Source organism: Erythrobacter oryzae (assembly GCF_030271515.1).
GTDB classification, from domain to species: Bacteria; Pseudomonadota; Alphaproteobacteria; order Sphingomonadales; family Sphingomonadaceae; genus Erythrobacter; species Erythrobacter oryzae.
The window spans coordinates 123,344-144,325 of the sequence record NZ_JASCXI010000002.1 but is presented as its reverse complement, the minus strand read 5'-3'; the positions used below and the strand labels follow the sequence as shown (position 1 = coordinate 144,325).

Below are 20,982 nucleotides of genomic sequence, written 5' to 3'. Positions count from 1 at the left end.
CGCTTGCACCGGACAGCGCGGGAGTTAGGGTGCGGCTCATGCTGAAACTTGCTCCCCTCGCGCTCGCCGCCTCCGCCCTCGTCGCCCTGCCGCTCGCTGCGCAGGACAGCGCCCCCAACCCCGCCGACACCACACCGCAAGCGACGCAGGGCATCGGCCCCGGCGCACGGCCGGTGGGGGCGGAGTGGAGCCGCTCTCCGGTCGTCGCGCCCAATGGCATGGCCGCGACCGCGCATCCGCTCGCGACCCAGATCGCGCTCGACATCCTCAAGCAGGGCGGCTCGGCGGTCGATGCCGCCATTGCCGCCAACGCGGCGCTCGGGCTGATGGAGCCCACCGGCAACGGCATCGGCGGCGATCTCTTCGCGATCGTCTGGGATCCCTCGAGCGGCGATTTCGTCGGCCTCAATGGATCGGGCCGCTCGCCCTCGGGCCAGACGCTGGAGCAGCTCAAGGCCAAGCTCCCCAAGGGCGCGACCAGCCTGCCGCCGGTCGGGCCGCTGCCCGTCACCATCCCCGGCACGGTCGACGCGTGGTTCGAACTTCACGCGAAATACGGCAAGCTGCCGATGGCCGAGGTGCTCGCGCCTGCGATCCGCTATGCGCGCGAGGGGCACCCGGTTGCGCCGGTGATCGCGATGTATCTCGACCGTGGGCTGAAGAATTACGAGCGCCAGTTGAAGACCACCCCGTTCGAGTTCGAGAACGCGCGCAAGGTGTGGTTCGCGGGCGGCCGCGCGCCCCGGCCCGGCGAGATGTTCCGCAACCCCGATCTGGCGAACACGCTCGAGACCATCGCCACCGGAGGGCGCGATGCCTTCTACGAGGGCCGGCTTGCCAAGGTGATGGTCGACTACCTGCAACGGCAGGGCAGCGCCTTCACCCTCGCCGATTTCGCCGCGCACCGCAGCGAATGGGTGGACGTCGCCTGCGTCGCCTATCGCCAGGGCTACGAGCTGTGCGAGCTGCCGCCCAACTCGCAAGGCTTCGCGGCGCTCCAGATGGTCAACATTCTCAAGAACGTAGACCTCGCCCAATGGGAGCGCGGCAGCCCCGAGGTGCTCCACTACATCACCGAAGCCAAGCGCCTCGCCTTCGAGGATGCCGCGCGCTTCTATGCCGACCCGGCCTTTGCGAAGACCCCGGCGGAGCTGCTCTCCGACGAATACGGCAAGCAGCGCTTCGCCCTGATCGACCCGGCCAAGGCCACCCCCGCCTTCAGCCCCGGTGCCCTCATCGCTCCCAAGCTCGAGGGCGAGGGCGACACCACCTACATGACCGTCGCCGACAGCTCGGGGATGATGGTGAGCCTGATCCAGTCGAACTATCGCGGCATGGGCGGCGGGCTGGTGCCCGACGGGCTCGGCTTCATGTTCCAGGACCGGGGCGAGCTCTACAGCCTCGATCCCGCGCACCCCAACGCCTATGCCCCCGCCAAGCGGCCGTTCCAGACCATCATCCCGGCCTTCATCCGCAAGGACGGCAAGCCCTGGGCGAGCTTCGGGCTGATGGGCGGCGGGATGCAGCCGCAGGGGCATGTGCAGGTGCTGGTCAACCTCGTCGACTACGGCATGAACCTGCAGGAGGCGGGCGATGCGGCGCGGCTCCACCACGATGGCGGGCGCCAGCCGACCGATGCGCTGGCAGGAAGCCCCGCCGACACCGCGCCCGTCGACATGCTCGGCGTGTTGCAGGTCGAACCGGGCATCCCCGCAGCCACGGTCGAGGCCCTGCGGGCGATGGGTCACAAGGTCGAGGTCGAGACCACCGGCATCCCCTTCGGCGGCTATCAGGCGATCGCGCGCGATCCCGTGAGCGGCGTCTACACCGGCGCGACCGAGATGCGGAAGGACGGGCAGGCAAGCGGCTACTGACACCGGCCTCGGGAAAAATTGTCGGCCAAATCACAGCGTTAACCGGCCTTTCACCCGATCTAGCGTAAACCTGCGAGTATTCGAGCAGGGTTTCTCGCACAGGGCCGCAATCATGTCGCTGATCGACCCCATCTCGGTGCCGGCCGATGCCGCGCGCGATGGGCGCGTGCGCCCGGGCGTGCGCCTTGGTCCCGCCCCCGCCCCGGGGGACGAACGGCTGCGCGTCGGGCTGCTGCGCGCCGACCGGCTCGCCATGCCCGACTTCCAGCGCTGGGCCGCGCTCGGCCGCGAGGCCGCGCCGGGCAATGTCTTTGCCGCCGACTGGCTGATGGCGCCTGCCTTTGTCCGCGCCGGACAAAGCTTGCGCCTTGCCGTGGTCGAGGGCGCGGCGGGCGACTGGCTCGGCGCGCTGCCGCTGGGCCCCGGCCTTCTCGCCCCCCGATCGCCCTTGCCGGTGCTGCGCAGCTGGCATTGCCCGGTCGGCGGGATCGGCACCCCGCTGCTGCGCCCGGGGAGCGAGCGCGCCTTCTGGGCGGCGCTGCTCGCCCGGCTCGACCAGCGCCCCGGCATGGCCGCGGGCCTCATCGCGCGCAGTCTCCCGCTCGACGATCCAGCGACGCTAGCCCTCGCCGATCTGTGCGCCGAGCAGGGCCGCCTCATCCACCGCGGGCCGGGCACCCTGCGCCGTGCGCGGATTGCCGGCCGACCGGGCGACCCGCGCGCGGCCGAGGTGTTCGAAAAACGCCTGACGCAGCTCGAGGAGCGGCTCGCCGCCCGCCTCGGCCCGGTGCGGCTCGCGCTGCATAACCGCGCGGGCGATTGCGAGCCGTGGCTCGCCGCCTTCCTCGCGCTCGAGCGCGGCGGCGGGATCGCCCGCCCGGAGCCCGAGGCCTTGCGCAGCGTGGTCCGCGAAGGCCATCGCCGCGGCGCGGTGCGGCTGGCGAGCCTCAGCGCGGGCGAGACGATCGTCGCGATGTCGGCTTGGCTCGTGTCCGACGGGCGGGGCTATGGCCTTGCCTGCGCGCATGACGCGCGGATGGCCGCCTGTTCGCCGCACCGCCTGCTGATGCGCCGGGTGACCGCACTCGCCGCGCTCGAGGGGCTGACCCGCTTCGACGTGGGCGCGGGTTGCGATCCGGGCACCGACGCCCTGTGGCCCGAGCGGCGCGAATTCGCCGATTTCGCGATTGCCATAGGCGGCGCGGCGCGGCGCGCGCTGTTCGCGCGGGCGATACGCGCGCAGTGGAGCTAAGCGGGCAGCGCCAGATGCTTGGCGCCGAACACCGACTGCCAGCTCGCGATCTCCTCGACCACGGCCTCGTCGAGAGCGTGGATGAGGTCGGCGGCGGCGGCATAGGTGAGCGCTTCGGGCGCGCCTGAGAGCAGCAGCCCGATCCGCTCCTCGATCGCGCGCAGCTTCTCGGCCGCGACATGCGAGATCGCCCCGAAGCGTTCGAAATCGGCGAAGTAGCGGATGCCCGAAAGGTTTGCGCCCAGCGTCGGGAAGGCAACCCCGAAGAAGGTGAACAGCGGCGAGAGCGTGCCCGCCCAATGCTTGTCGATCAGCCCCAGCGCGCCTGCGCCCTTGAGCGTCAGATAGGCCATCACCGAAACGACCGCGAGCGCGAAGCAGGCTTCGGCCACCTTGTCGAGCCGGTGGTGGACGGTCTCGAGCTTGTGCGCCTTGCCGATGTGGTAGCGACGCTGCGAGGAGACATGGGGGAGCACCACCCGCTCCAGCCCGCTGCGGATATAGTCGCGGGTCGCGGCGACCTTGGGCAGGCCGACATCGCGCAGCGCGTGGCGGGCGAAATGCTCGGGCCACTCCGCGCCGCCGCTCACGCGGGGCCAGCGCCCCGTCGGCCGCGCGACGCCGAGCAGCAGCAGCGCGGGCGCGTGGCGCAGATATTCGGCGACGCGCCGCATCGCGAACCAGCGCCCGTGCCACGCCAGCCGCGATCCCGCCGCGGTCAGCGCGAGAATGCCGCCGAGCAGCAGCAACTCGATCGCGGCAAAGCCCCACTTGCTCTCCTTCATCCCCGCCGGGAGGTAGAGAATGCCGACCATCACCGCGAGCGCGGCGAGCACGAAGTTGACGCACATCCCCGAACGGTAGGCATCGGCAAGGCGGCTGGCGATGCCGTCGGACCAGGCGAACAGCGGCAGGACGTCCTCGGTCAGCTCGCGCACCACCGCCGGATCGCCGCCGGGCATCTCGGCGGCGGCCGCGACCACCTCCGCCCCGCTGCCCGTGACGATCGCCTCGGGTGCCTCGTAGTGGGTCTTGAGCGAGGCGAAGGCACCGCCCCCGCCGCCGAACACCCGCTCGATCCGGCGATAGAGCCCGAACAGGCGGCTCGATGCCGGGTGCCAGCGTTCCTTGTCGAGCTCCGCCGGGCTCCAGCCCTCGACCACCACGGCGGCGCGGATGATCGCCTCGAGCCGCGCGAAATCGGGCGCGGCGGCGGGATCGGCGGGCACGCCGAGCTCCTCCGGGCGGCCGAGGATGCGCCATGTGTCGGGCCGCGCCGGGTGGATCAGCAGCACCGGTGCGCCGAGCTTCAGCGCCTCGGCGACGGTGTGGCCGGTGCCGCCCGGCAGATTGGCGACCTTGCCGTCCCACACCGCGACGACGAGGTCGGTGTGCTCGATCATCACGCGGCCTGCCAGCGCGACCTTGTCCGACACCAGCGCATCGAAAGCGCGCGCGGCGGCAGGGTCTTGCGGAGCGGCAAGGTGCGCGCGCCACAGCGCCTCGATCTCGGCATCGCGGTCGGCGAGTTCGAACATCCGCGCTCGCGCGGTGATCGCGCGGATCGCGGCGGCCTTGGCCTCGACCGCGGGATTGGCGGCGGGCCGTCCGGCGAGGAGGGCCTCCATATCGGCCAGCGTATCGGGGTGGGCGTTGATCGCGCAGTTGAGCGCGGCGCCGAAGGGCAGCGGCACGGCCAGGTCCCAGCCCCGCGCCAGCGCGCGCTCGCCCGCGACCTGATCGGTGCCGTCGACCAGCAGGCTGTGCAGCCGCACCGGCCCGCGCGTCCCGGGCAGGCCGGCGCAGATTTCGTCGATCCGCGCGAACAGCGCCTCGAGCGCGGCGGCGATGGCGGCGGCGTGGGCGGAGTAGGCGGGGTTGGTCGCGCGGTGGCCGGTGACGCCGAGCGCCAGATGCGGCAGCCAGCTGTTGCGGATCGGCGCAGGCAGGCTCGCTGTCTTCGGCACTCGCGCGTCCCCCTGTTGCTCGCCCAAGGCCCGTGCCGGACGGCGGCGGGCCCTGCCGCGTGCTTAATCGCACCGCCCGCCCGGTTACAAGCGCGAAGCGCGCGCGGGCTGCGGGTGTTTGACGCGCCGCGGGCAAAAGCGCATATTTCGCGCGGGTTATTCGGGGGGAGAGCGGGCCATGCGCGCGAGACTGGCGATCGGCATCGCGGCGCTGCTGGCGCTGTGCTCCGGCCCCGCGCCGCTCGCCGCGCAGGACGCGGACAGGGGCGCTCCGGCCGAAGTCACCGAGCCCTATTCCACCCGCGAAAGCGGCGAGGGCGCGCGGATGGCGCGCGCCCTGTTCGTCAACCGGTTCGGCAGCGAGATGGCGGAGCCCGATTACGAACCGGCCGCCGCCGAGGCCGCCTGCAAGGCGGGGGTGAACGCCGCCTGCACCGACCTTGCCGTATCCTATCGCTGGGGCGAGCGGGTGGACAGCAACCGCCCCTTTGCTGAAATGCTGCTGCGCAAGGGCTGCCTTGCCGCCGACGCGCGGGCCTGCGTGGTGCTGGGCGAGCTGCTGGGCACCCACAATGATCCCGCGATCCGCGCCGAGCGGCCGGGGCTCTATGCGCGGGCCTGCACGCTCGGGGTAGCGACCGCCTGCGAAGGCGGCGGCAGCGAGGCGGCGGACAATGCGTCAGCGATCGAGAGCCGCTACCGCGCGGCCTGCGACACGCGCGGCATCCCGGCCTGCCGGGCGCTCGCCGCGATGCTGACGGGCGAGGGCCGCAGCGCGCGCGACCGCAACGAGGGCCTCGCCCTGATCGGCGGCGTGTGCCGCTCCGGGGACCGACAGGCCTGCCGGGACGCGCAATTCTACTGGACCGCCACGCAGCCCGACACGGCGAAGGCCCGCGAATTCGGCGAGCTCGGCTGCCAGGCCGGCGATGCGAATGCCTGCGCCCAGCTTGGCGATGCGATGCTGCGCGAGGGCCCGGCGGCGCGCCCTGCGGCCCTCGCATGGTTCGAGCAGGCCTGCGCAGCCGACAGATCAGCGTGCGACGGCGTCGTGGAGGTCGGCGACGAACCCGCGCTCGCAGCGCGCTGCGCGGGCGGCGATCAGGACGGCTGCCTTGGCCTCGGCCTGATCCTCGCACGCACCGATACCGCCCTGCGCGACGAGGCGCGCGGCCTGTCGCTGGTCACCGCAGCCTGCGAGGCGGGGACGGTCGCCGCGTGCCATCCCGCGGGCGAATTGCTGCTCTACGGCGATGCCGCGGAGGATCGCGATGCAGGGCTGCGCCGGGCCGATGCTCTGCTGACGCGCGGCTGCGATGCCGGCGCGCAGGCCTCGTGCGAATTGCTCGCCGACCAGCTCGCGCGCGGCAACTGGCTGCCGCAGGACCTCGAGCGGGCCACCACCCTCTACCTCGCCCAGTGCGACGCCGGGCGAGAGGCGGCCTGCGACTGGCTGGTCGACGCCAACCACCCCGCCGCCCCGCTCCCGCCCGCCGAGCGGATGCAGGCGCCGCTGCTGACCGACGAGGACATCGCCGAAGCCGAGCGCCTCGCCGCCGAAAAGCGCGCGCGCGATGCGCGGGAACGCGCAATCCGGCAATGCGACGTCAATGAGGTGATCTGGGACGGCGTCACCTATCGCGACAAGGTGTGCTTCCTCGTCCTGCGCGCAATCGGCGGCTTCACGGTCAATCGCGTCGACCTCGCCCCGTTCCAGGCGCTGCTTTGGCGTCCGGCGAAGCTCGGGCAGCAGGAGATCGGCTTCCGCACGGCCTGCGGCGGATCGGTGGTCGCGACCGGGTGGATCATCACCGCCGCGCACTGCACCTACGACCTCGGAGTGAAAATCGAGGAGCACGATTATCGCATCCGGTTGGGCGTGATCCGGCCCGATGCGCCCGAGGGCAACTCCTACCCGATCGTGAGGGTGATCCGGCACCCCGACTTCTCGCCGAAAACCTACCAGTTCGACATCGCGCTGGTGCAATATGATCCGCGGCGCGGCAGCCGGGGCGACTTCGCCGTCGGCGCGCGGCGGATCGCGGTCGATACGCGCACGCTGGCGCAGCGGCCGGTGCGCCCCAAGGCGCCGGTCTTCGCCTTCGGCTGGGGGCGGACCTCGTTCAACGACCCGACCCCGGCGAAGATCCTCCAGGGCGTGAAGCTCCAGCTCGAGGATGCTGCCGCCTGCACCGCCCGCACCGCCTATCGCGACTGGCGCAGGGATTCGGTGCTGTGCGCGATGGGCGCGAACCGCGAGCAGGCCTGCAAAGGCGACAGCGGCGGGCCGCTCGTCACCTACGAGGACCAGCGCGGCGTGCCGGTGCTGATCGGCGTGGTGAGCAGCGGGGAGAAATGCAGCACCACCGGAGTGCCGAGCCGCTACATCCGCATCGGCCACCCGCGGGTGCAGCAATGGCTGGCGCAGAACCTGCCGGGCTTCGGGGGCAGCGTCCCGCCCGCGAACCGGCCGCGCTGACACCCAAGAAAAAGCCCCGCGCCGGAGGGCCGACTGGCGGCACCCTCCCGCACGGGGCGGATTGTTGCGCGAGGCTTACTCGGCGGCCGCTTCCGGCGGCGCGGACTTGCCCGGGCCGATCGGATTGCCGGTGCCGTCCTGGCCCTCGGCCGCCATCGCCGCCTCGTCGGTGGCATCGGCCGCCGGAGTTTCGTCGGCAGGCGCCATCATCTCTTCGGCGGTGGGCTCGGCCGCAGGAGCCTCTTCCGTCTTGCCGCCGCACGCCGACAGAGCCAGCGCGGCGCCCGCCAGGCTCGCGAAAGTCACAATTGTCTTCATGGTATGAACCCCCTCACACGGCGCCCGACATCGGGCGCCGCACAGGGGCTATCATGACCCGAGGCGCGAAAGCAAATCCTTGAACCGCGCCTCGCCGCGCAGGGGATCAAGCATGGGATCGTTGCGGATCCACAACAGGCCCGGATCGCGCACGGCATAGGCCCGCTCGAGCGCGTCGAGGGCGGCGGCAAGCGCGCCGCGCTGGGCCTGCACTTGCGCCTGCTGATACAGCGCGGCATCGCCATAATCGACGATCAGCCGGGCGAATTCGGCATCGGCTGCCGCCGTATCGCCGAGCCGGGCCAGCGCGATCGCACTCCCGGTCAGCCGGAACAGCGGCACCTTCTCCGCCTTCGCCGCCGCCAGCGAGCCTGCCGCATCGCCCTGCATCAGCCGGGCAACGGCAATCGCGGACTGCGCGCTGACGAGGCTGGGATTGAGCTCCAGCGCCCGGTTCATGTAGCCGATCACCGCCGGGTAATCGCGCCGGAACAGCGCGATATTGCCCGCCGAGCGGAACGCGCGGGCATTGAGCGGATCGAGCTTGAGCACTTCGGCGATGATCCGCTTGGCCTTGTCGCGCTCCTCGGCCTGTTCGGCCCCGAAGGAATAGAAGATCGCCACCGACCGCAGCGTATCGGCATCGCCGGCCCCCAGCTTCTCGGCGGCCTGATAATGCGGCAGCGCGGCGCGGCGGTTCAATTGTCCGTTGTTGAGCACGAAGCCGAGCGCGACATGCCCCTGGGCGAGTTTCGGCTCCAACGCGATGGCGCGCTCGGCCGCGCCGATCGCCTTGTCATAGAGCGCCCGCACCTCGGCCTGGTCGGATGCGGCATTGGCGATCGCCGACAGCATCGTCGCGCGCATCGCATGGGCGGCGGCATAATCGGCATCCTGCGCGATCGCGGCCTCGAACTGCACCAGCGCCGCACGGTCGGTCTCCGGTCCGGCCCCGAGATCATAGAGCGCCATGCCGCGCAGGAAGGCCTCGTAGGCGGCGACATTCTTCGTGCCGCCGACATCCTTCTGCGCCGCAAGCGATTGCCGTGCCTCGCTGTCCGAGGCGATCCCGGCCACCAGCGAGAGCGCGACCGTCCTGGCGATCTCGGACTGCACCGCGAAGACATCCTCGAGCGCGCGGTCATAGGTCTCGGCCCAGAGCACCGTCCCGCCCTCGATCGCGACCAACTCGGCCGCGACCCTCACCCGCGCATTGTCACGCTGGACGCTGCCGCGCAGGATGCTGCCGACCCCGAGCTTGCGGCCGATCTCGAAATCGTCCTCGCCCGCGATCGCGGTGGACGAGGTGGGGGCGGCGACCTTGAGGCGCGGGTTGCGCGCGAGGAGCGTACGCAATTCGCGCGCGAGGCCGTCGGAGAAGAACTTCTTGTCGGGATCGCCCGTCTCGTTGGCAAACGGCATCACCACCATCGAGGTCGCCGCCGAGGCGGGACTGCCGAACAGGCCGAATTGCCAGGCACCGGCAAGGCCGAGCGCCGCTGCCCCGGCGACGCTGCCGATCACCAGGTTGCGGCGCGAAACCGCGGGGCCGGCGGCAGGGGGCAGCGGAGGCGGCGGAGACACGGGGGCCATCGGAGCCGCGCCCGCCTCGCCGATCCGCGCGCGCACTGCCACGAGGATACGCGCCGCCTCGGCCGAGTCCACGCGGCCATCCCATGCGCTGATGTCGAGCAGCTGGAACTGGCGGAAGCCCAGCGGCGCCATCGTCCCGTCGATGGTGAGCGGCACCAGACACCCGCGCTCGCGCCCGCGCTGGGCCTCGTCGCGCACCCAGTGCGAAGCGACCGAAGTGGCCGACCACAGCACCACCACGCAGGCGCAGGTCTCGAGCGCGGTCTCGGTGGTCTGGAGGTAGTTCTCGCCCCCTTCGAGCTTGCCGTCCCACCACACCTCGAAGTCCGACTGCTCGAGCAGCTCGATGACGGGCCGCGCGCGGGCGAGATCGGTGCGCGAATAGCTGACGAACAGCAGCGGGCGCGCACCCGGAGCCGTCTTCTCGCCGCTGTCCACGCAAGCCCCCCTTTCGTGCGTCAATGCCGTCCGAAGCGACAGGTATAGCCGAAAGGTCCGGTGCGCCAAGCGGTGATGCAGGGCGGGTGGACGCGGAGCTTTGCGAAATCAGCTTGACGATCCTGATCCACGATATAAAAATGATATCACAATTATATCGGGAAATGGAGATTCGTCATGTCCTCTGCTGATACCCCTGCCCTCAACCGCAGCCGCGAATATCCGGCCGCGACCCAGAGCGGCTACGTGATGCTGCTGCTCAGCCTGGTGCTGGCGGCGATTGCCGTGTGGCTGTTTACCGGCGTGATCTCGCGCGAAGGGTCGGAGGCTGCACCCTACCTTATCGGCGCGGCGGTGACGGGCTTCTTCAGCCTGTTCTGCCTCACCGGCTTCTACATGATCAACCCCAACGAAGCCGCCGCGATCCAGCTGTTCGGCGCCTACAAGGGCACCGACCGCAACGAGGGCCTGCGCTGGGTGCTGCCGTGGCTCGCCCGCAAGAAAATCGCGGTGCGCGCCAACAACGTCATCTCCGAGAAGATCAAGGTCAACGACGCGCGCGGCAACCCGATCGAGATGGCAGCCCAGGTCGTGTGGCGCGTCACCGACACCGCGCAGGCATTGTTTGATGTCGACGACTACCGCGAATTCGTCACCGCGCAGATGGAGGCCGCGGTCCGGTCGATCGGCTCGCGCCACCCTTACGACGACATCGAGCATCTCGAGGTGACGCTGCGCGGCAACCACGAGGAAGTGGGGGCCGAGCTGCGGATGGCGCTGATCGAGCGGCTTCAGGTCGCCGGGATCACCGTCGACGAGTGCGGGCTCACCCACCTCGCCTACGCCCCCGAGATTGCCGGCGCGATGCTGCGCCGCCAGCAGGCCGAAGCGGTGATCGCCGCGCGCGCCAAGCTAGTCGAGGGCGCGGTGACGATGGTCGAACTGGCACTGACCCAGCTCAGCGAGAAGGACGTCGTCCAGCTCGATGACGAGCGCAAGGCGGCGATGGTCTCGAACCTGATGGTGGTGCTGTGCTCCGAACGCGACACCACGCCGGTGGTCAATGCAGGGTCGCTCTACTGACCGGGCCATGGCCGAGAAGAAAGCCTTCCCGCTGCGCCTCGATCCGGCGCTTCACGATGCGGTCCAGCGGCTCGCCGATGCCGAACTGCGCAGCGTGAACGCCGAGATCGAGGTGCTGCTGCGCGAGGCGCTGGCGCGGCGCGGGATCAAGGTGGCCCGCGCCGAACCCGCACGGCGCGGCCGCCCGCCCGCTGCCGGACGCCCGGAGACTCCCCCGTAGCAAAGGAAAACCTTTTATAATTCGTCGCTTGCCTGCCTCTTTTGCGTGCTGACCCGTTGCCTAACTGGGCTGACCTGTGTAGTGAAATTGTCAAAAGACAAGGTTCGCAGGAGAGAGAGATGGGTGACAGGGACAAGCCCTTCGTCATGTACCGGCGCGGGCCGGCCAGCTTCACCATCGTGCCGCGCGGCGTGCTGGGATGGCTCCAGTTCGCCTTGTGGCTGACCCTGCTCGGGGCCTTGGTGGTGTGGTTTACCAAGCATGTCCATCTGATCCCCAACAACGAGAATTATTTCGACGGCGTGGTGCTGTTCGCGATCGGCGTGTTCCTGTGGATGGTCGGGGGCCTGTGGTGGATGATGGCGCGGGCCGAAATCGTCGAGGTCGCCGAACTGACGCGCGACCGCCAGAGAGCGCGACGCAAGCGGCGCCGCGACCAGTAGGAACGCCGCCGCGCCCGGCGCGTTCGACCACCATGGCCTCCCGCCGACACACCGCAATCCTGCTCGCCGCCCTGATCGCGGTTCCGGCCTCGGGCCCGAGCGCGCAGGACCCTGCCCCGCCGACAGTCGCCCCCCTGCCCCTGCCCGAGGAACTGGTGCTGCGCGGCGACAATGTCATCGCCGTCACGCTCGGCGGCGTGCCCGTGCGGCTCGAGGTCAGCGCCGAGGCTTTCGGGCTGCCGGTCGTCAACCCGGACACCGCCGCGCGGGCGCTGCTGGTCGCCGAAAGCCGGCGCGGGTGGCGCTTCGGGCCGGTGGTGGTCGAGGGCGTGACCGCCAGCACGCCGGTCGACTTCGGCGCGGGCGCGCTGCCGCTCGCCGTCAGCTGGACGGACCGCCCGGTCTCGGACAGGGCCGACGGGGTGATCGGCGTCCACCACATGCCCTACCAGCGTGTGACCTTCGCCTTGCGCGACCCCGCGCCCGGCGAGATGCTCCACCGCTTCCCCCTGCGCAGCACCGGCGGGGACAGCAACACCCGGCTCGGCACCGAGGTGACGGTCGGCAAGAAGAAGCTGATGATGATCTTCGTCCCCGAACGCAGCGAAAACCTCATCACCGCCCCCACCGCCAATTTCATCGCCACCCATCAGGAAGGCGGGTTCGAGCCGGGCTCCGGGGGCATCGCGGTGATGGATTTCGGGGTCGAGCGCCCCACCCGCATGATGCGCATCGCCGAGCCGATCCTGCTGGGCGACCTTCCTCTGATTCGTTTCGCGGTGCGGGTCGAGGATTATGGCGATCCCAAGCGCGTGGGCGAGATCGCGGCGGACGATCCGCGCTTCGATCCGAACACCATCCTCGTCAGCCGCCGCAAGGGGCGGGGGCGTCCCGACCTGCTCACCCGCATCGGCCGCGACCAGATCGCGCATTGCTCGTCGATCACCTACGATCTGGAGCTGCGCGAAATCCGCCTGTCCTGCGCGCCCCTCAACTCAGGGTGATGGCGTAGCTGCGGGCCATGTCGCAGGGCACGTCGGGCTCGACCATCCGGCAGGTGCAAGCGGGCGCGACCAACTCGCGGTAGAGCCGGGTGAAGACCGCGCCATACCAAGCGAACAGGCTGTCGGACGGCGGCAGGCGGTCGCGCGCGGGCGTGCGGTCGATGGTGAAGTGCCAGGCATCCGCTGGAGCGAAGGCGCCCGCGCCCACGAAGGTCCAGGCGTGCTTCCTGATTGCGGCCATCAGCATCGGCGCGGCGAGGCGAGCGGGCAGGCGGCGCAGCAGCCAGCAGGCGGCGCGCGGGATGCGGTGGGCGATGATGTAGTCCGCAGTGCGCGCGCCCGCCTCCTCGGCAATCACCAGCGCCCCCATCGGATCGTGCAGCGCCAGCCAGCGGTGGAGCCGCAGCGCCTCGATCTCGGGGATCATGTGTTCGCCGCTCGGCAGGCGGGTGATCTGTGCATCGGCGAGGATGGCGGCGGTCTCCGCATGGCCCAGCCGTTCCTCCATCACCTCGACCGTCTTGAGCACCGCATTGGGCCCGATCAGCGGCTCCGCGCGCCGTCGCCCGTGGATGCGGCGCTCAATCGACATCGATCCGATCCCGCCGACGTTCTTCACCCCGCTGCTTCATCTGCGCGCGCACCGCCTCGCGGCGCTCCTGCGCCTGCGCGGCCTTGTCGGCGTTGGTCTCCCAGTCGGTCGCGGCGTCGGCAGCGGCGAGGCGGCTTTCGTCGAAGTGCCAGTCGAGCTGCTTCTTGGTCTGCGGGCCCCAGTAACCCGCTTTGCCGAGATCGTAGAAGGTGCGCTTGAATCCGGCGCGCAGGAACGCCCACAGGCAGCCCAGCAGATAGCGCCGCCGGAACCCCGTGCCGCGCCACGGATAGTGGAACAGCGCCTTGCGCATGTAGAACCGCCGGTAGTTCTTCATCACCCCGTCGAGCAATTCGCCCCGCTCCATCGCGGCGGGCTTCATGATCGGCGTCACGAAATTGTATTTGCTGAAATCATGGACCTCGACCTGGTCCTTCAGCGTCTCGAACAGCGGGGTGTAGGGCCAGGGCGTGTACATCGCCCAGTTGGCGAGATCGGGCTGCCAGTCCCACGCCATCTGGAAGGTGTCCTCCAGCGTCTCGGGGGTCTCGTTGTCCAGCCCGACGATGAACTGCGCTTCCACGAAGATATCGGCATCGCGCAGCAGCTTGATCGCCTGCTTGTTCTCCTCGACCTTGGTTTCCTTGTTGAACCGGTCGAGCTTCATCTGCGCCGCCGCCTCGGTGCCGAGGCTGACGTGGACGAGCCCCGCCTTGCGGTAGAAGGGCAGCAATTCCTTGTCGCGGTAGATGTCGGTGACGCGGGTGTTGATGCCCCACTTCACCTTGTCGGGCAGGCCGCGGTCGATCAGCTCCTGACAGAAGCGGATGAAGGTCTTGCGGTTGATGGTCGGCTCTTCGTCGGCGAGGATGAAGAAGCCGACGCCGTGCTTTTCGTGGAGCTCCTGAATCTCGTCGACCACGTCCTTCGGGTCGCGCACCCGGTAATCGCGCCAGAACTTCCACTGCGAGCAGAAGGAGCAGGTGAAGGGGCAGCCGCGCGCCAGGTTGGGGATGGCGACGCGGGTGCCGAGCGGGATGTAGATATACTGGTTCCAGTCGAGGATGTCCCAGTCGGGCTTGATCGAGGCCATGTCCTTGATGGTGTCGGCGGCTTCGGTGGCGACGACCTTCTCGCCCTCGCGGAAGGCGAGGCCCTTGATCTTGCGCGCATCATTGGGCCAGCGGCCTTCGCTGATCGCAGTGAAGAGTTCGACCGCAATCTCCTCGCCCTCGCCGCGCACGATCACGTCGATGTGGGGGGCCTCGGCGAGCACCTGCGCATACATGAAGGTCGCGTGTATCCCGCCCAGCACCCGCACCGCTTGCGGCACGTGCAGCGCGGCGATCTCGAGTACGCGCTCGGCGGCATAGATCGAGGGGGTGATCGCGGTGGTGCCGACCACATCGGGCTGGAGCGCGGTCATGCGCTGGCGCAGCTCGTCGTCCGACAGGTTCTCGGTCATCGCGTCGATGAAGGTGATGTCGTCGAACCCGGCGCGCTTGAGCGGCCCCGTCAGATAGGCGACCCAGGCGGGCGGCCACGTCCCGGCAATCTCGGCCCCGCCGGAACGGTAGTTGGGATGGACGAACAGAATGCGCATGGGCCGACTCCCCCTCTTGGATGTTGCCAAGGTGGGGGAGACGGCGCCGCTGCGCTTTGCGTCAGATCAAATGTCGAAGCTCACGCCTTCGCCGCGTGCTCGGCCCGCGCAATCTCGTGGAGCCAGTCGGCGTGGCGCGGAGCCTTTTTGGTCTGGCTCCACTCCTCCAGCATCACCGGGGCGACGCGGGCGAGTTCTTCGTATTGCTCGGCCGTGCCGATATCGGCGGCCAGTTCCACGCGGTGCCCGTTGGGGTCGAAGAAGTAGATCGACTTGAAGATGCCGTGATGCGTCGGACCGAGGACGTCGATCCCCTGCCCTTCGATATGCGCCTTCGCCGCCAGCAGCGCCTCTTCGGAAGGCACCTTCAGCGCCAGATGCTGCACCCATGCGGGCGTGTTCGGGTCCTTGCCCATCTCGGGCTGGTTCGGCAGCTCGAAGAAGGCGAGGATGTTGCCGTTCCCCGCATCGAGGAAGATGTGCATGTAGGGATCATACTCGCCGGTCGAGGGCACATGATCCTCGGCAAAGGCGGTGGTGTAGGTCATGCCGAGCACGCGGGCATACCACTCCACCGTCTCCTTCGCGTCCTTGCAGCGATAGGCGGCGTGGTGGATGCCGGCGAGGTTTACGGGGTGGGTCATTCCGCCGGCTCCTCGACATTGAGCACGCCGCGGATGATCTGGTCGCGTTCCATGCTTTCGAACAGGGCCTTGAAGTTGCCCTCGCCAAAGCCTTCGTCGCCCTTCCTTTGGATGAATTCGAAGAAAACGGGGCCGACCTGCGCCTGCGCGAAGATTTGCAGGAGCAGGCGGGGCGCGCCGCCTTCGGTGGTGCCATCGAGCAGGATGCCGCGCATCTTGAGCGCGTCGACATCCTCGCCGTGGCCCGGCAGGCGCCCTTCGAGCATCTCGTAATAGGTCGCGGGCGGTGCGGTCATGAAGGGGACGCCGAGTGTCTGGAGGCGGTCCCAACAGGCGACGAGATCGTCGCAGATCAGCGCGATGTGCTGGATGCCTTCGCCGTTGAAGGCACGCAGAAACTCCTCGATCTGACCCTTCCCGCCCTCACCCTCTTCGTTGAGCGGAATGCGGATCTTGCCGTCGGGCGCGGTCAGGGCCTTGGAGGTCAAGCCGGTATATTCACCCTTGATGTCGAAGAAGCGGATCTCGCGGAAGTTGAACAGGGTCTCGTAATAGTCGGCCCAGTACTTCATCCGCCCGCCATAGACGTTGTGGGTGAGGTGATCGATCGTGTGGAAGCCCGCGCCGACGGGGTGCTTGTCGACGCCCGGGAGGTATTCGAAATCGATGTCGTAGATGGTGAGGCCGTTGCCGCTGGGCGCTCCCTCGTAGCGATCGACCAGATAGAGGATCGCGCCGCCGATGCCGCGGATCGCGGGGATGCGCAGTTCCATGACGCCGGTCTGGATGGCGACGGGCTCTGCCCCCTTGGCGATCAGGTGGTCATAGGCCTTGGCCGCATCGCGGACGCGGAACGCCATCCCGCACGCGGAAGGGCCATGTTCGCGCGCGAAATACCATGCGGCCGAGCGCGGCTCGTAATTGGCGATCAGGTTGATGCCGCCCTGCCGCCACAGATGCACATCCTTCGAGCGGTGCTGCGCGACCCGGGTGAAGCCCATCGCTTCGAACACCGGCTCGAGCACGCCCTTCTCCGGCGCGCAGAACTCGACGAACTCGAACCCGTCGAGGCCAGCAGGGTTATCGAACAGGTCTTGAGTGGGCGCGTTCATCGGTGATCCCCTGCAAAGGCGAGATAGTTTCAATTGAAACCATCTACCCGAAATGCCCGATTCGCGCAAGCATTGCCAGCCGCGCGGGATCGGGGCAGTCTGGCGCGCCAAAGGGGAGACACACGCATGATCCGCACGAAGGGCATCAACCACATCGCGCTGGTGTGCCGCGACATGGCCGAGACGATGAAGTTCTACGTGCAGGTGCTCGGCATGCCGCTGTTCAAGACGGTCGAGCTGCCCGACGGCGGCCAGCACTTCTTCTTCGATTGCGGCGGAGGCAATGCGGTGGCCTTCTTCTGGTGGAAGGATGCCCCGCCCGCCGCGCCGGGGATCGCCTCGGTGAAGAAGTTTCCCTTCGACGCCAAGACGGCGATCGGCTCGATGAACCACCTCGCCTTCGACATGGAAGAGGCCGAGCTGGAGGCGGCTCTGGAGCGGCTTGAGGAGGCGGGCGTGCCGCACACCCACATGGTGTTCAATCACGACGACAGCCCCTCGGGCTATGCGCGCGAGATGCATGACGGCGTGTTCGTGCGCTCGGTCTATTTCACCGACCCCAACGGGATCATGCTGGAATTCGCGGCGACCACCCGCAGCTTCGGGCCGGACGACATTCGCCACGCGCCTGCCACTCTGGCGGAGGAGGCCTGATGCCGCGCCTGCGCGAGGTTCCCCTGGCCGAGGCCGACGCCAAGGTCGCGGCCCCGCTCTATGCCCAGCTGTTCGGGGAGCGCGATCCCGTCGCCGAGCCCGGTACCGCCACGGGCACGCGCGGGGACTGGTGGACGGTGTTCGCGAATTCCCCCGACACACTGCGCCACGCCGCGCAAGGGTTCGCCTATTATCGCTCGCCGGAGCGCAAGCTCGATCCCTGCTTGCGCGAGCTGGGCCAGACCTGGGCGGGGTGGGCGACCGGCTCGCAATTCGTCTTCTCGCAGCACTGCAAGAGCCTGCGGGGGCTGGGCGTAAGCGAAGAGAAGATCGCCGCGCTGCCCGTGTGGCAGACCGCGGAGGTGTTCGACGCGAGGGAGCGCCTCGTCCTCGCCTATGCCGACCGGCTGGTGTGCCACGGCGGGCGCGTGCCGGACGCGCTGTTTGCTGAGGTAAAGGCAGTCTTCAGCGACGAGGAAATTCTCGAACTGACCTATATCACCTGCCTCTACCACATGCACGCGATCATGAGCCGCGCGCTGCGCACCGAGTTCGATGACCGCGACGATCCGGTCGTGGAAGTCGCCGCGCCCGAAGGTTTCGACGCGCTCGATTTTCTGGGCGGCAAGCGGCGCTAAGTCTTCCCTCCCGCTTGCGGGAGGGGCCGGGGGTGGGGGCCCCCGAAGGCGCAGCCGAGGGCCTACCGCCAGCGGCCACGCGCGAGGCCTCACAGGCCGAGCCCCCTCGCCCCCTCTGCCCAAAGCCGCAGCAACAGAACAGGACGTGGCCGCTGGCGGGGGCTGCTCGGCTTCGCCTTCGCAGCGCCCACCCCCCAGCCCCCTCCCCGAGGGGAGGGGGAGATCAGGCCACCCGTCCCAGAGTCCGCCCTCGTTCGTCCTGCGTCAGCGACAGCCGCTTGCCGAAAGGCTCGCCGCTCTCGAAGACCTCGGCGGTCGCCGCGTCCGTCAGGTCGGCATTGCCCACCACCCGCTCGCCCGCATCCGAGCGGCCGATGAAGACCGCCTCTGCGCCCTTGGGGCCGCGGTTGATGGTGTAGGTTTCGACGGTCACCGCATCGACCGGGCCCTTGGCAAGCGGCACCTTGTCGGTCGCCTTGGGGAGCACGGCGAAACGGTCGTTGGCGCTCCAGTCGGCAGGCTCGGTCGAATAGATGCCGGTGGCGTACTTGCTCATCCACCCGCCGTTCGCGCCGACGAGGGCGAAACTGCCCCGGTCGCCGCGCACCCGCTGCACGGCTTCCGCGATGGCATGGGCCGAGTAATTGTTCCCCGCCCCGCCGAAGAACGGCAGGCCCCCCGTCAGCGTCAGCCCGCGCGGGTCGTCCGCGGACAGGCCGAAGTGGTCGCACTGGTTGAACACGGGAATCGCGAAGCACGAGTAGAAGTCGAGATAGGCCATGTCGCCGATCCCCTTCCCCGTCCGCGCCAGCGCCGCATCGACGCTGGCGAGGCTCGCAGGGTTGCCCGCGAGGTCGGGACGCTGCGAGAGCTTCAGCTCGGTCGCGGCGGTGACGGCGTGGATGTGCACCCACTTGTCCTCCGGCACGCCCAGTTCGCGCGCCAGACCCGCCGAGGCGACGATCACCGCCGCCGCCTGGTTCACCTGATCGCGCGCCACGGTCATGCGCGGATAGGGCTCCGCCACGATCCGGTTGCGGTCGGTGACGGTGGCGAGTTCCTCAGCCGTGCGCTCCACTGGAGCCGCGGAGTGCGGGTTGGCCGCAGCAACACGCGTAAAGGGCGCGAACAGCTTGCCGATTTCGAGCCGGTATTCCTCCAGCCCCATGCCCAGCCGGTGCCGGCGCGCGTTCTCGGCCAGCGCATAGAGCGGGATTGCCCCGGAGGCACCGTGCATGAACAGGGCGGGCTCCATCAGTTCCTCGACCCCGAAGCCCTGATCCTCGAAGTCGCCCGGCACATCTTCGGACCAGTCGGGAATCTCGCCTTGCGCCGTCAAAGCCAGCACGGTCGAAATCGCCTCGGAGCCGACGATCACCGCGCAGCGGCTGTCGCCTGCCGCGATGGCGCTCGCAAACTCGCCCACCAGTTGCTGGTTGGTCTGCCCGCCGGTGGTCGTCAGGATCGCCCGCGCGGGGTTCGCCCCCACCCGCTTGGCAATTGCGCGCGGCACATTGTTCGCCGCGCCGAAAGGCGGCTTCCTGTCAGGCCGCGACATCTCGAAGGCGCGGATCGCGGCGAGGGTGTCGATCGCACCCGCCACCGATCCACTCGCCCCGCTATCCGCAATCGCCCCCGCGAGCGCTCGGCCCGCGAGGTCCATATAAGAGAGGGCTTCGTAGCCGGGCTCGCCCACCCTCTCCGAGTATTGGCCGACCCCGATGATGACCGGGGTGTTGTCGGGAACGTAACCCCCCGGTTTAGTCGACAAAGTCTTCGACCCGCTCGACGATGATCGCCGGGGCCATGCCGCCCGCCGCGCACATCGTGACGAGGCCATAGCGCCCGCCGCGCCGCTCCAGCTCATCGACCACGGTGCCGATCAGGATCGAGCCGGTCGCGCCGATCGGGTGGCCCAAGGCGATCGAGCCGCCGTTGACGTTGACCTTGTCCCAATCAAGCTCAAGGTCGCGCACGAACTTGGCGGCGACCACCGCGAAGGCCTCGTTGATTTCGTAGAGGTCGATGTCGTCCTTCGAGAGGCCGGCCTTGGCCAGCACCTTCTTCGCCGCCGGGACGGGCGCGTTGAGCATCAGCGTCGGATCATCGCCCATGTTGGCGGTGGCGACGATGCGCGCGCGGGGCTTCAGCCCGTGCTTCTGGGCATAGTCCTTCGAGGCGATCAGCACCGCCGCCGCGCCATCGACCACGCCCGAGGAATTGCCCGCATGGTGGAAGTGCTTGATTTCCAGATCGGGATACTTGGCGTTGATCAGCTTGCGGAAGGTCGTGCCTTCGGCGTCGAGCGGCACGTCGGCGATCTTGGGGAAGGCCGGTTCGAGCTTGGCCAGATCCTCGCGGGTGGTCTGCGGGCGCGGATATTCCTCGCGGTCGAGCAGCACCGTGCCGTCATCGGCTACCACCGGCACCACCGACTTGGCAAAGCGGTTTTCGGCGATGGCTTCCGCCGCGCGCTGCTGCGAGCGGTAGCCGACTTCGTCCAGCTCCTCGCGCGTGAAGCCTTCCTTGCTTGCAATTGCATCGCCGCAGATCCCCTGGTGCGACTGCGGGTGCACCTTTTGCAGGCGCTCGTTGTAGCTGCCCATCATCGGCGGCTTGATTCCGGCGCGCATCTTTTCCTGGCTCATGGCAGCGGTGAGGCTCATCATCTCGGTTCCGCCCGCGACGACGCAATCCTCCATCCCGCTCATCACCTGCGCGGCGGCGAGCGCGACGCTGGTGATGCCGCCGCCGCAGAAGCGGTCGAGCGTGGTGCCGGACGAAGTGATGTCATAGCCCGCATCGAGCGCGGCCATGCGCCCCATGTCGCCCGCCTGCATCCCGTCCTGCGTGCTGACCGACCAGATCACGTCATCGACCGTCGCGGTGTCGAGATTGTTGCGCTCCTTGATCGCCTTCAGCACCGTCGCGGCGAGGTGCTGCGGGTGGCACGCGGCCAGCGCGCCCTTGCCTTGCTTGCCGATCCCGCGCGGGGTGCGCACTGCGTCGATGATGTAGGCTTCGGCCATGATGTTCCTCTCCCGATGTAGCGAAAATGCGGTTGACGC

18 protein-coding genes are annotated in these 20,982 nt (G+C 69.1%); 9 read left to right on the top strand and 9 right to left on the bottom strand.

Translation table 11 applies throughout. The annotated features are described in order from the left end of the window. Positions 1 to 38 precede the first annotated feature (38 nt). Positions 39 to 1,874, top strand: a complete 1,836-nt coding sequence (locus tag PFX90_RS05435) for a gamma-glutamyltransferase family protein (protein ID WP_285711369.1) — start codon at positions 39 to 41, stop codon at positions 1,872 to 1,874. A gap of 112 nt (positions 1,875 to 1,986) precedes the next feature. Then, on the top strand, positions 1,987 to 3,126 hold the full coding sequence (locus tag PFX90_RS05430; protein WP_285711368.1) for a GNAT family N-acetyltransferase: 1,140 nt from the start codon (positions 1,987 to 1,989) through the stop codon (positions 3,124 to 3,126). Here the strand turns inward: PFX90_RS05430 and PFX90_RS05425 are convergent. Next, positions 3,123 to 5,093 carry a hypothetical protein gene (locus PFX90_RS05425; RefSeq protein WP_285711367.1) on the bottom strand — a complete coding sequence of 657 codons (1,971 nt, stop codon included), beginning with the start codon at positions 5,091 to 5,093 and terminating at the stop codon, positions 3,123 to 3,125. The genes PFX90_RS05430 and PFX90_RS05425 overlap by 4 nt on opposite strands. A gap of 178 nt (positions 5,094 to 5,271) precedes the next feature. Between PFX90_RS05425 and PFX90_RS05420 the strand changes: the two genes are divergently transcribed. Beyond that, positions 5,272 to 7,572, top strand: a complete 2,301-nt coding sequence (locus PFX90_RS05420; protein WP_285711366.1) for a trypsin-like serine protease — start codon at positions 5,272 to 5,274, stop codon at positions 7,570 to 7,572. Positions 7,573 to 7,647: 75 nt separating this feature from the next. Here PFX90_RS05420 and PFX90_RS05415 read toward each other — a convergent pair whose 3' ends face one another. Further along, positions 7,648 to 7,890 carry a hypothetical protein gene (locus PFX90_RS05415; protein WP_285711365.1) on the bottom strand — a complete coding sequence of 81 codons (243 nt, stop codon included), beginning with the start codon at positions 7,888 to 7,890 and terminating at the stop codon, positions 7,648 to 7,650. A gap of 51 nt (positions 7,891 to 7,941) precedes the next feature. Next, entirely contained in the window at positions 7,942 to 9,921 is a 1,980-nt protein-coding gene (locus PFX90_RS05410; protein WP_285711364.1) for a TIR domain-containing protein, read from the bottom strand. Between the two features lie 249 nt (positions 9,922 to 10,170). On the opposite strand from PFX90_RS05410, the gene PFX90_RS05405 reads away from it, so the two are divergent. The 4 genes from PFX90_RS05405 to PFX90_RS05390 all read left to right on the top strand — a co-directional run bounded on the left by PFX90_RS05405 (position 10,171) and on the right by PFX90_RS05390 (position 12,671). After that, positions 10,171 to 11,004 (top strand): SPFH domain-containing protein, encoded by an 834-nt coding sequence (locus PFX90_RS05405; protein WP_419180089.1) that lies wholly within the window; start codon positions 10,171 to 10,173, stop codon positions 11,002 to 11,004. A gap of 7 nt (positions 11,005 to 11,011) precedes the next feature. Continuing rightward, positions 11,012 to 11,224: a type II toxin-antitoxin system antitoxin gene (locus tag PFX90_RS05400; protein ID WP_285711362.1), complete on the top strand. Its 213-nt coding sequence runs from the start codon at positions 11,012 to 11,014 to the stop codon at positions 11,222 to 11,224. A 119-nt stretch (positions 11,225 to 11,343) separates the two neighbouring features. Next, on the top strand, positions 11,344 to 11,667 hold the full coding sequence (locus PFX90_RS05395) for a hypothetical protein (RefSeq protein ID WP_285711361.1): 324 nt from the start codon (positions 11,344 to 11,346) through the stop codon (positions 11,665 to 11,667). A gap of 32 nt (positions 11,668 to 11,699) precedes the next feature. Then, positions 11,700 to 12,671 (top strand): hypothetical protein, encoded by a 972-nt coding sequence (locus PFX90_RS05390; protein WP_285711360.1) that lies wholly within the window; start codon positions 11,700 to 11,702, stop codon positions 12,669 to 12,671. Here PFX90_RS05390 and bchJ read toward each other — a convergent pair. The 4 genes from bchJ to hppD form a co-directional block, all read right to left on the bottom strand. Next, positions 12,658 to 13,263, bottom strand: coding sequence for a bacteriochlorophyll 4-vinyl reductase (gene bchJ, locus PFX90_RS05385; protein WP_285711359.1), 606 nt, complete (start codon positions 13,261 to 13,263; stop codon positions 12,658 to 12,660). The genes PFX90_RS05390 and bchJ overlap by 14 nt on opposite strands. Then, positions 13,253 to 14,866: a magnesium-protoporphyrin IX monomethyl ester anaerobic oxidative cyclase gene (gene bchE / locus PFX90_RS05380; RefSeq protein ID WP_285711358.1), complete on the bottom strand. Its 1,614-nt coding sequence runs from the start codon at positions 14,864 to 14,866 to the stop codon at positions 13,253 to 13,255. Before bchE ends, bchJ begins: the two co-directional genes overlap by 11 nt. 80 nt (positions 14,867 to 14,946) lie before the next feature. Further along, entirely contained in the window at positions 14,947 to 15,510 is a 564-nt protein-coding gene (locus tag PFX90_RS05375) for a VOC family protein (protein WP_285711357.1), read from the bottom strand. Continuing rightward, positions 15,507 to 16,622, bottom strand: a complete 1,116-nt coding sequence (gene hppD / locus PFX90_RS05370) for a 4-hydroxyphenylpyruvate dioxygenase (protein ID WP_285711356.1) — start codon at positions 16,620 to 16,622, stop codon at positions 15,507 to 15,509. The genes PFX90_RS05375 and hppD overlap by 4 nt, the downstream gene beginning before the upstream one ends. 126 nt (positions 16,623 to 16,748) lie before the next feature. On the opposite strand from hppD, the gene PFX90_RS05365 reads away from it, so the two are divergent. Together PFX90_RS05365 and PFX90_RS05360 are read left to right on the top strand one after the other, a co-directional pair. Then, on the top strand, positions 16,749 to 17,276 hold the full coding sequence (locus PFX90_RS05365) for a VOC family protein (RefSeq protein WP_285711355.1): 528 nt from the start codon (positions 16,749 to 16,751) through the stop codon (positions 17,274 to 17,276). Then, positions 17,276 to 17,914, top strand: a complete 639-nt coding sequence (locus PFX90_RS05360; protein WP_285711354.1) for a carboxymuconolactone decarboxylase family protein — start codon at positions 17,276 to 17,278, stop codon at positions 17,912 to 17,914. Before PFX90_RS05365 ends, PFX90_RS05360 begins: the two co-directional genes overlap by 1 nt. A 223-nt stretch (positions 17,915 to 18,137) precedes the next feature. Here the strand turns inward: PFX90_RS05360 and PFX90_RS05355 are convergent, their stop codons facing one another. Both PFX90_RS05355 and PFX90_RS05350 read right to left on the bottom strand, forming a co-directional pair. Continuing rightward, on the bottom strand, positions 18,138 to 19,610 hold the full coding sequence (locus PFX90_RS05355; RefSeq protein WP_285711353.1) for an acetyl-CoA acetyltransferase: 1,473 nt from the start codon (positions 19,608 to 19,610) through the stop codon (positions 18,138 to 18,140). Positions 19,611 to 19,674: 64 nt separating this feature from the next. Further along, positions 19,675 to 20,943 (bottom strand): acetyl-CoA C-acetyltransferase, encoded by a 1,269-nt coding sequence (locus PFX90_RS05350; protein WP_285711352.1) that lies wholly within the window; start codon positions 20,941 to 20,943, stop codon positions 19,675 to 19,677. Positions 20,944 to 20,982 lie beyond the last annotated feature (39 nt).

Coding starts and splice junctions, on each gene's coding strand:
- PFX90_RS05390 (WP_285711360.1), top strand. CDS start 11,700: ATGGCCTCCCGCCGACACACCGCAATCCTGCTCGCCGCCCTGATCGCG.
- PFX90_RS05420 (WP_285711366.1), top strand. CDS start 5,272: ATGCGCGCGAGACTGGCGATCGGCATCGCGGCGCTGCTGGCGCTGTGC.
- PFX90_RS05415 (WP_285711365.1), bottom strand. CDS start 7,890: ATGAAGACAATTGTGACTTTCGCGAGCCTGGCGGGCGCCGCGCTGGCT.
- bchE (WP_285711358.1), bottom strand. CDS start 14,866: ATGCGCATTCTGTTCGTCCATCCCAACTACCGTTCCGGCGGGGCCGAG.
- PFX90_RS05430 (WP_285711368.1), top strand. CDS start 1,987: ATGTCGCTGATCGACCCCATCTCGGTGCCGGCCGATGCCGCGCGCGAT.
- PFX90_RS05435 (WP_285711369.1), top strand. CDS start 39: ATGCTGAAACTTGCTCCCCTCGCGCTCGCCGCCTCCGCCCTCGTCGCC.
- PFX90_RS05400 (WP_285711362.1), top strand. CDS start 11,012: ATGGCCGAGAAGAAAGCCTTCCCGCTGCGCCTCGATCCGGCGCTTCAC.
- bchJ (WP_285711359.1), bottom strand. CDS start 13,263: ATGTCGATTGAGCGCCGCATCCACGGGCGACGGCGCGCGGAGCCGCTG.
- PFX90_RS05405 (WP_419180089.1), top strand. CDS start 10,171: ATGCTGCTGCTCAGCCTGGTGCTGGCGGCGATTGCCGTGTGGCTGTTT.
- PFX90_RS05365 (WP_285711355.1), top strand. CDS start 16,749: ATGATCCGCACGAAGGGCATCAACCACATCGCGCTGGTGTGCCGCGAC.
- hppD (WP_285711356.1), bottom strand. CDS start 16,622: ATGAACGCGCCCACTCAAGACCTGTTCGATAACCCTGCTGGCCTCGAC.
- PFX90_RS05360 (WP_285711354.1), top strand. CDS start 17,276: ATGCCGCGCCTGCGCGAGGTTCCCCTGGCCGAGGCCGACGCCAAGGTC.
- PFX90_RS05375 (WP_285711357.1), bottom strand. CDS start 15,510: ATGACCCACCCCGTAAACCTCGCCGGCATCCACCACGCCGCCTATCGC.
- PFX90_RS05395 (WP_285711361.1), top strand. CDS start 11,344: ATGGGTGACAGGGACAAGCCCTTCGTCATGTACCGGCGCGGGCCGGCC.
- PFX90_RS05350 (WP_285711352.1), bottom strand. CDS start 20,943: ATGGCCGAAGCCTACATCATCGACGCAGTGCGCACCCCGCGCGGGATC.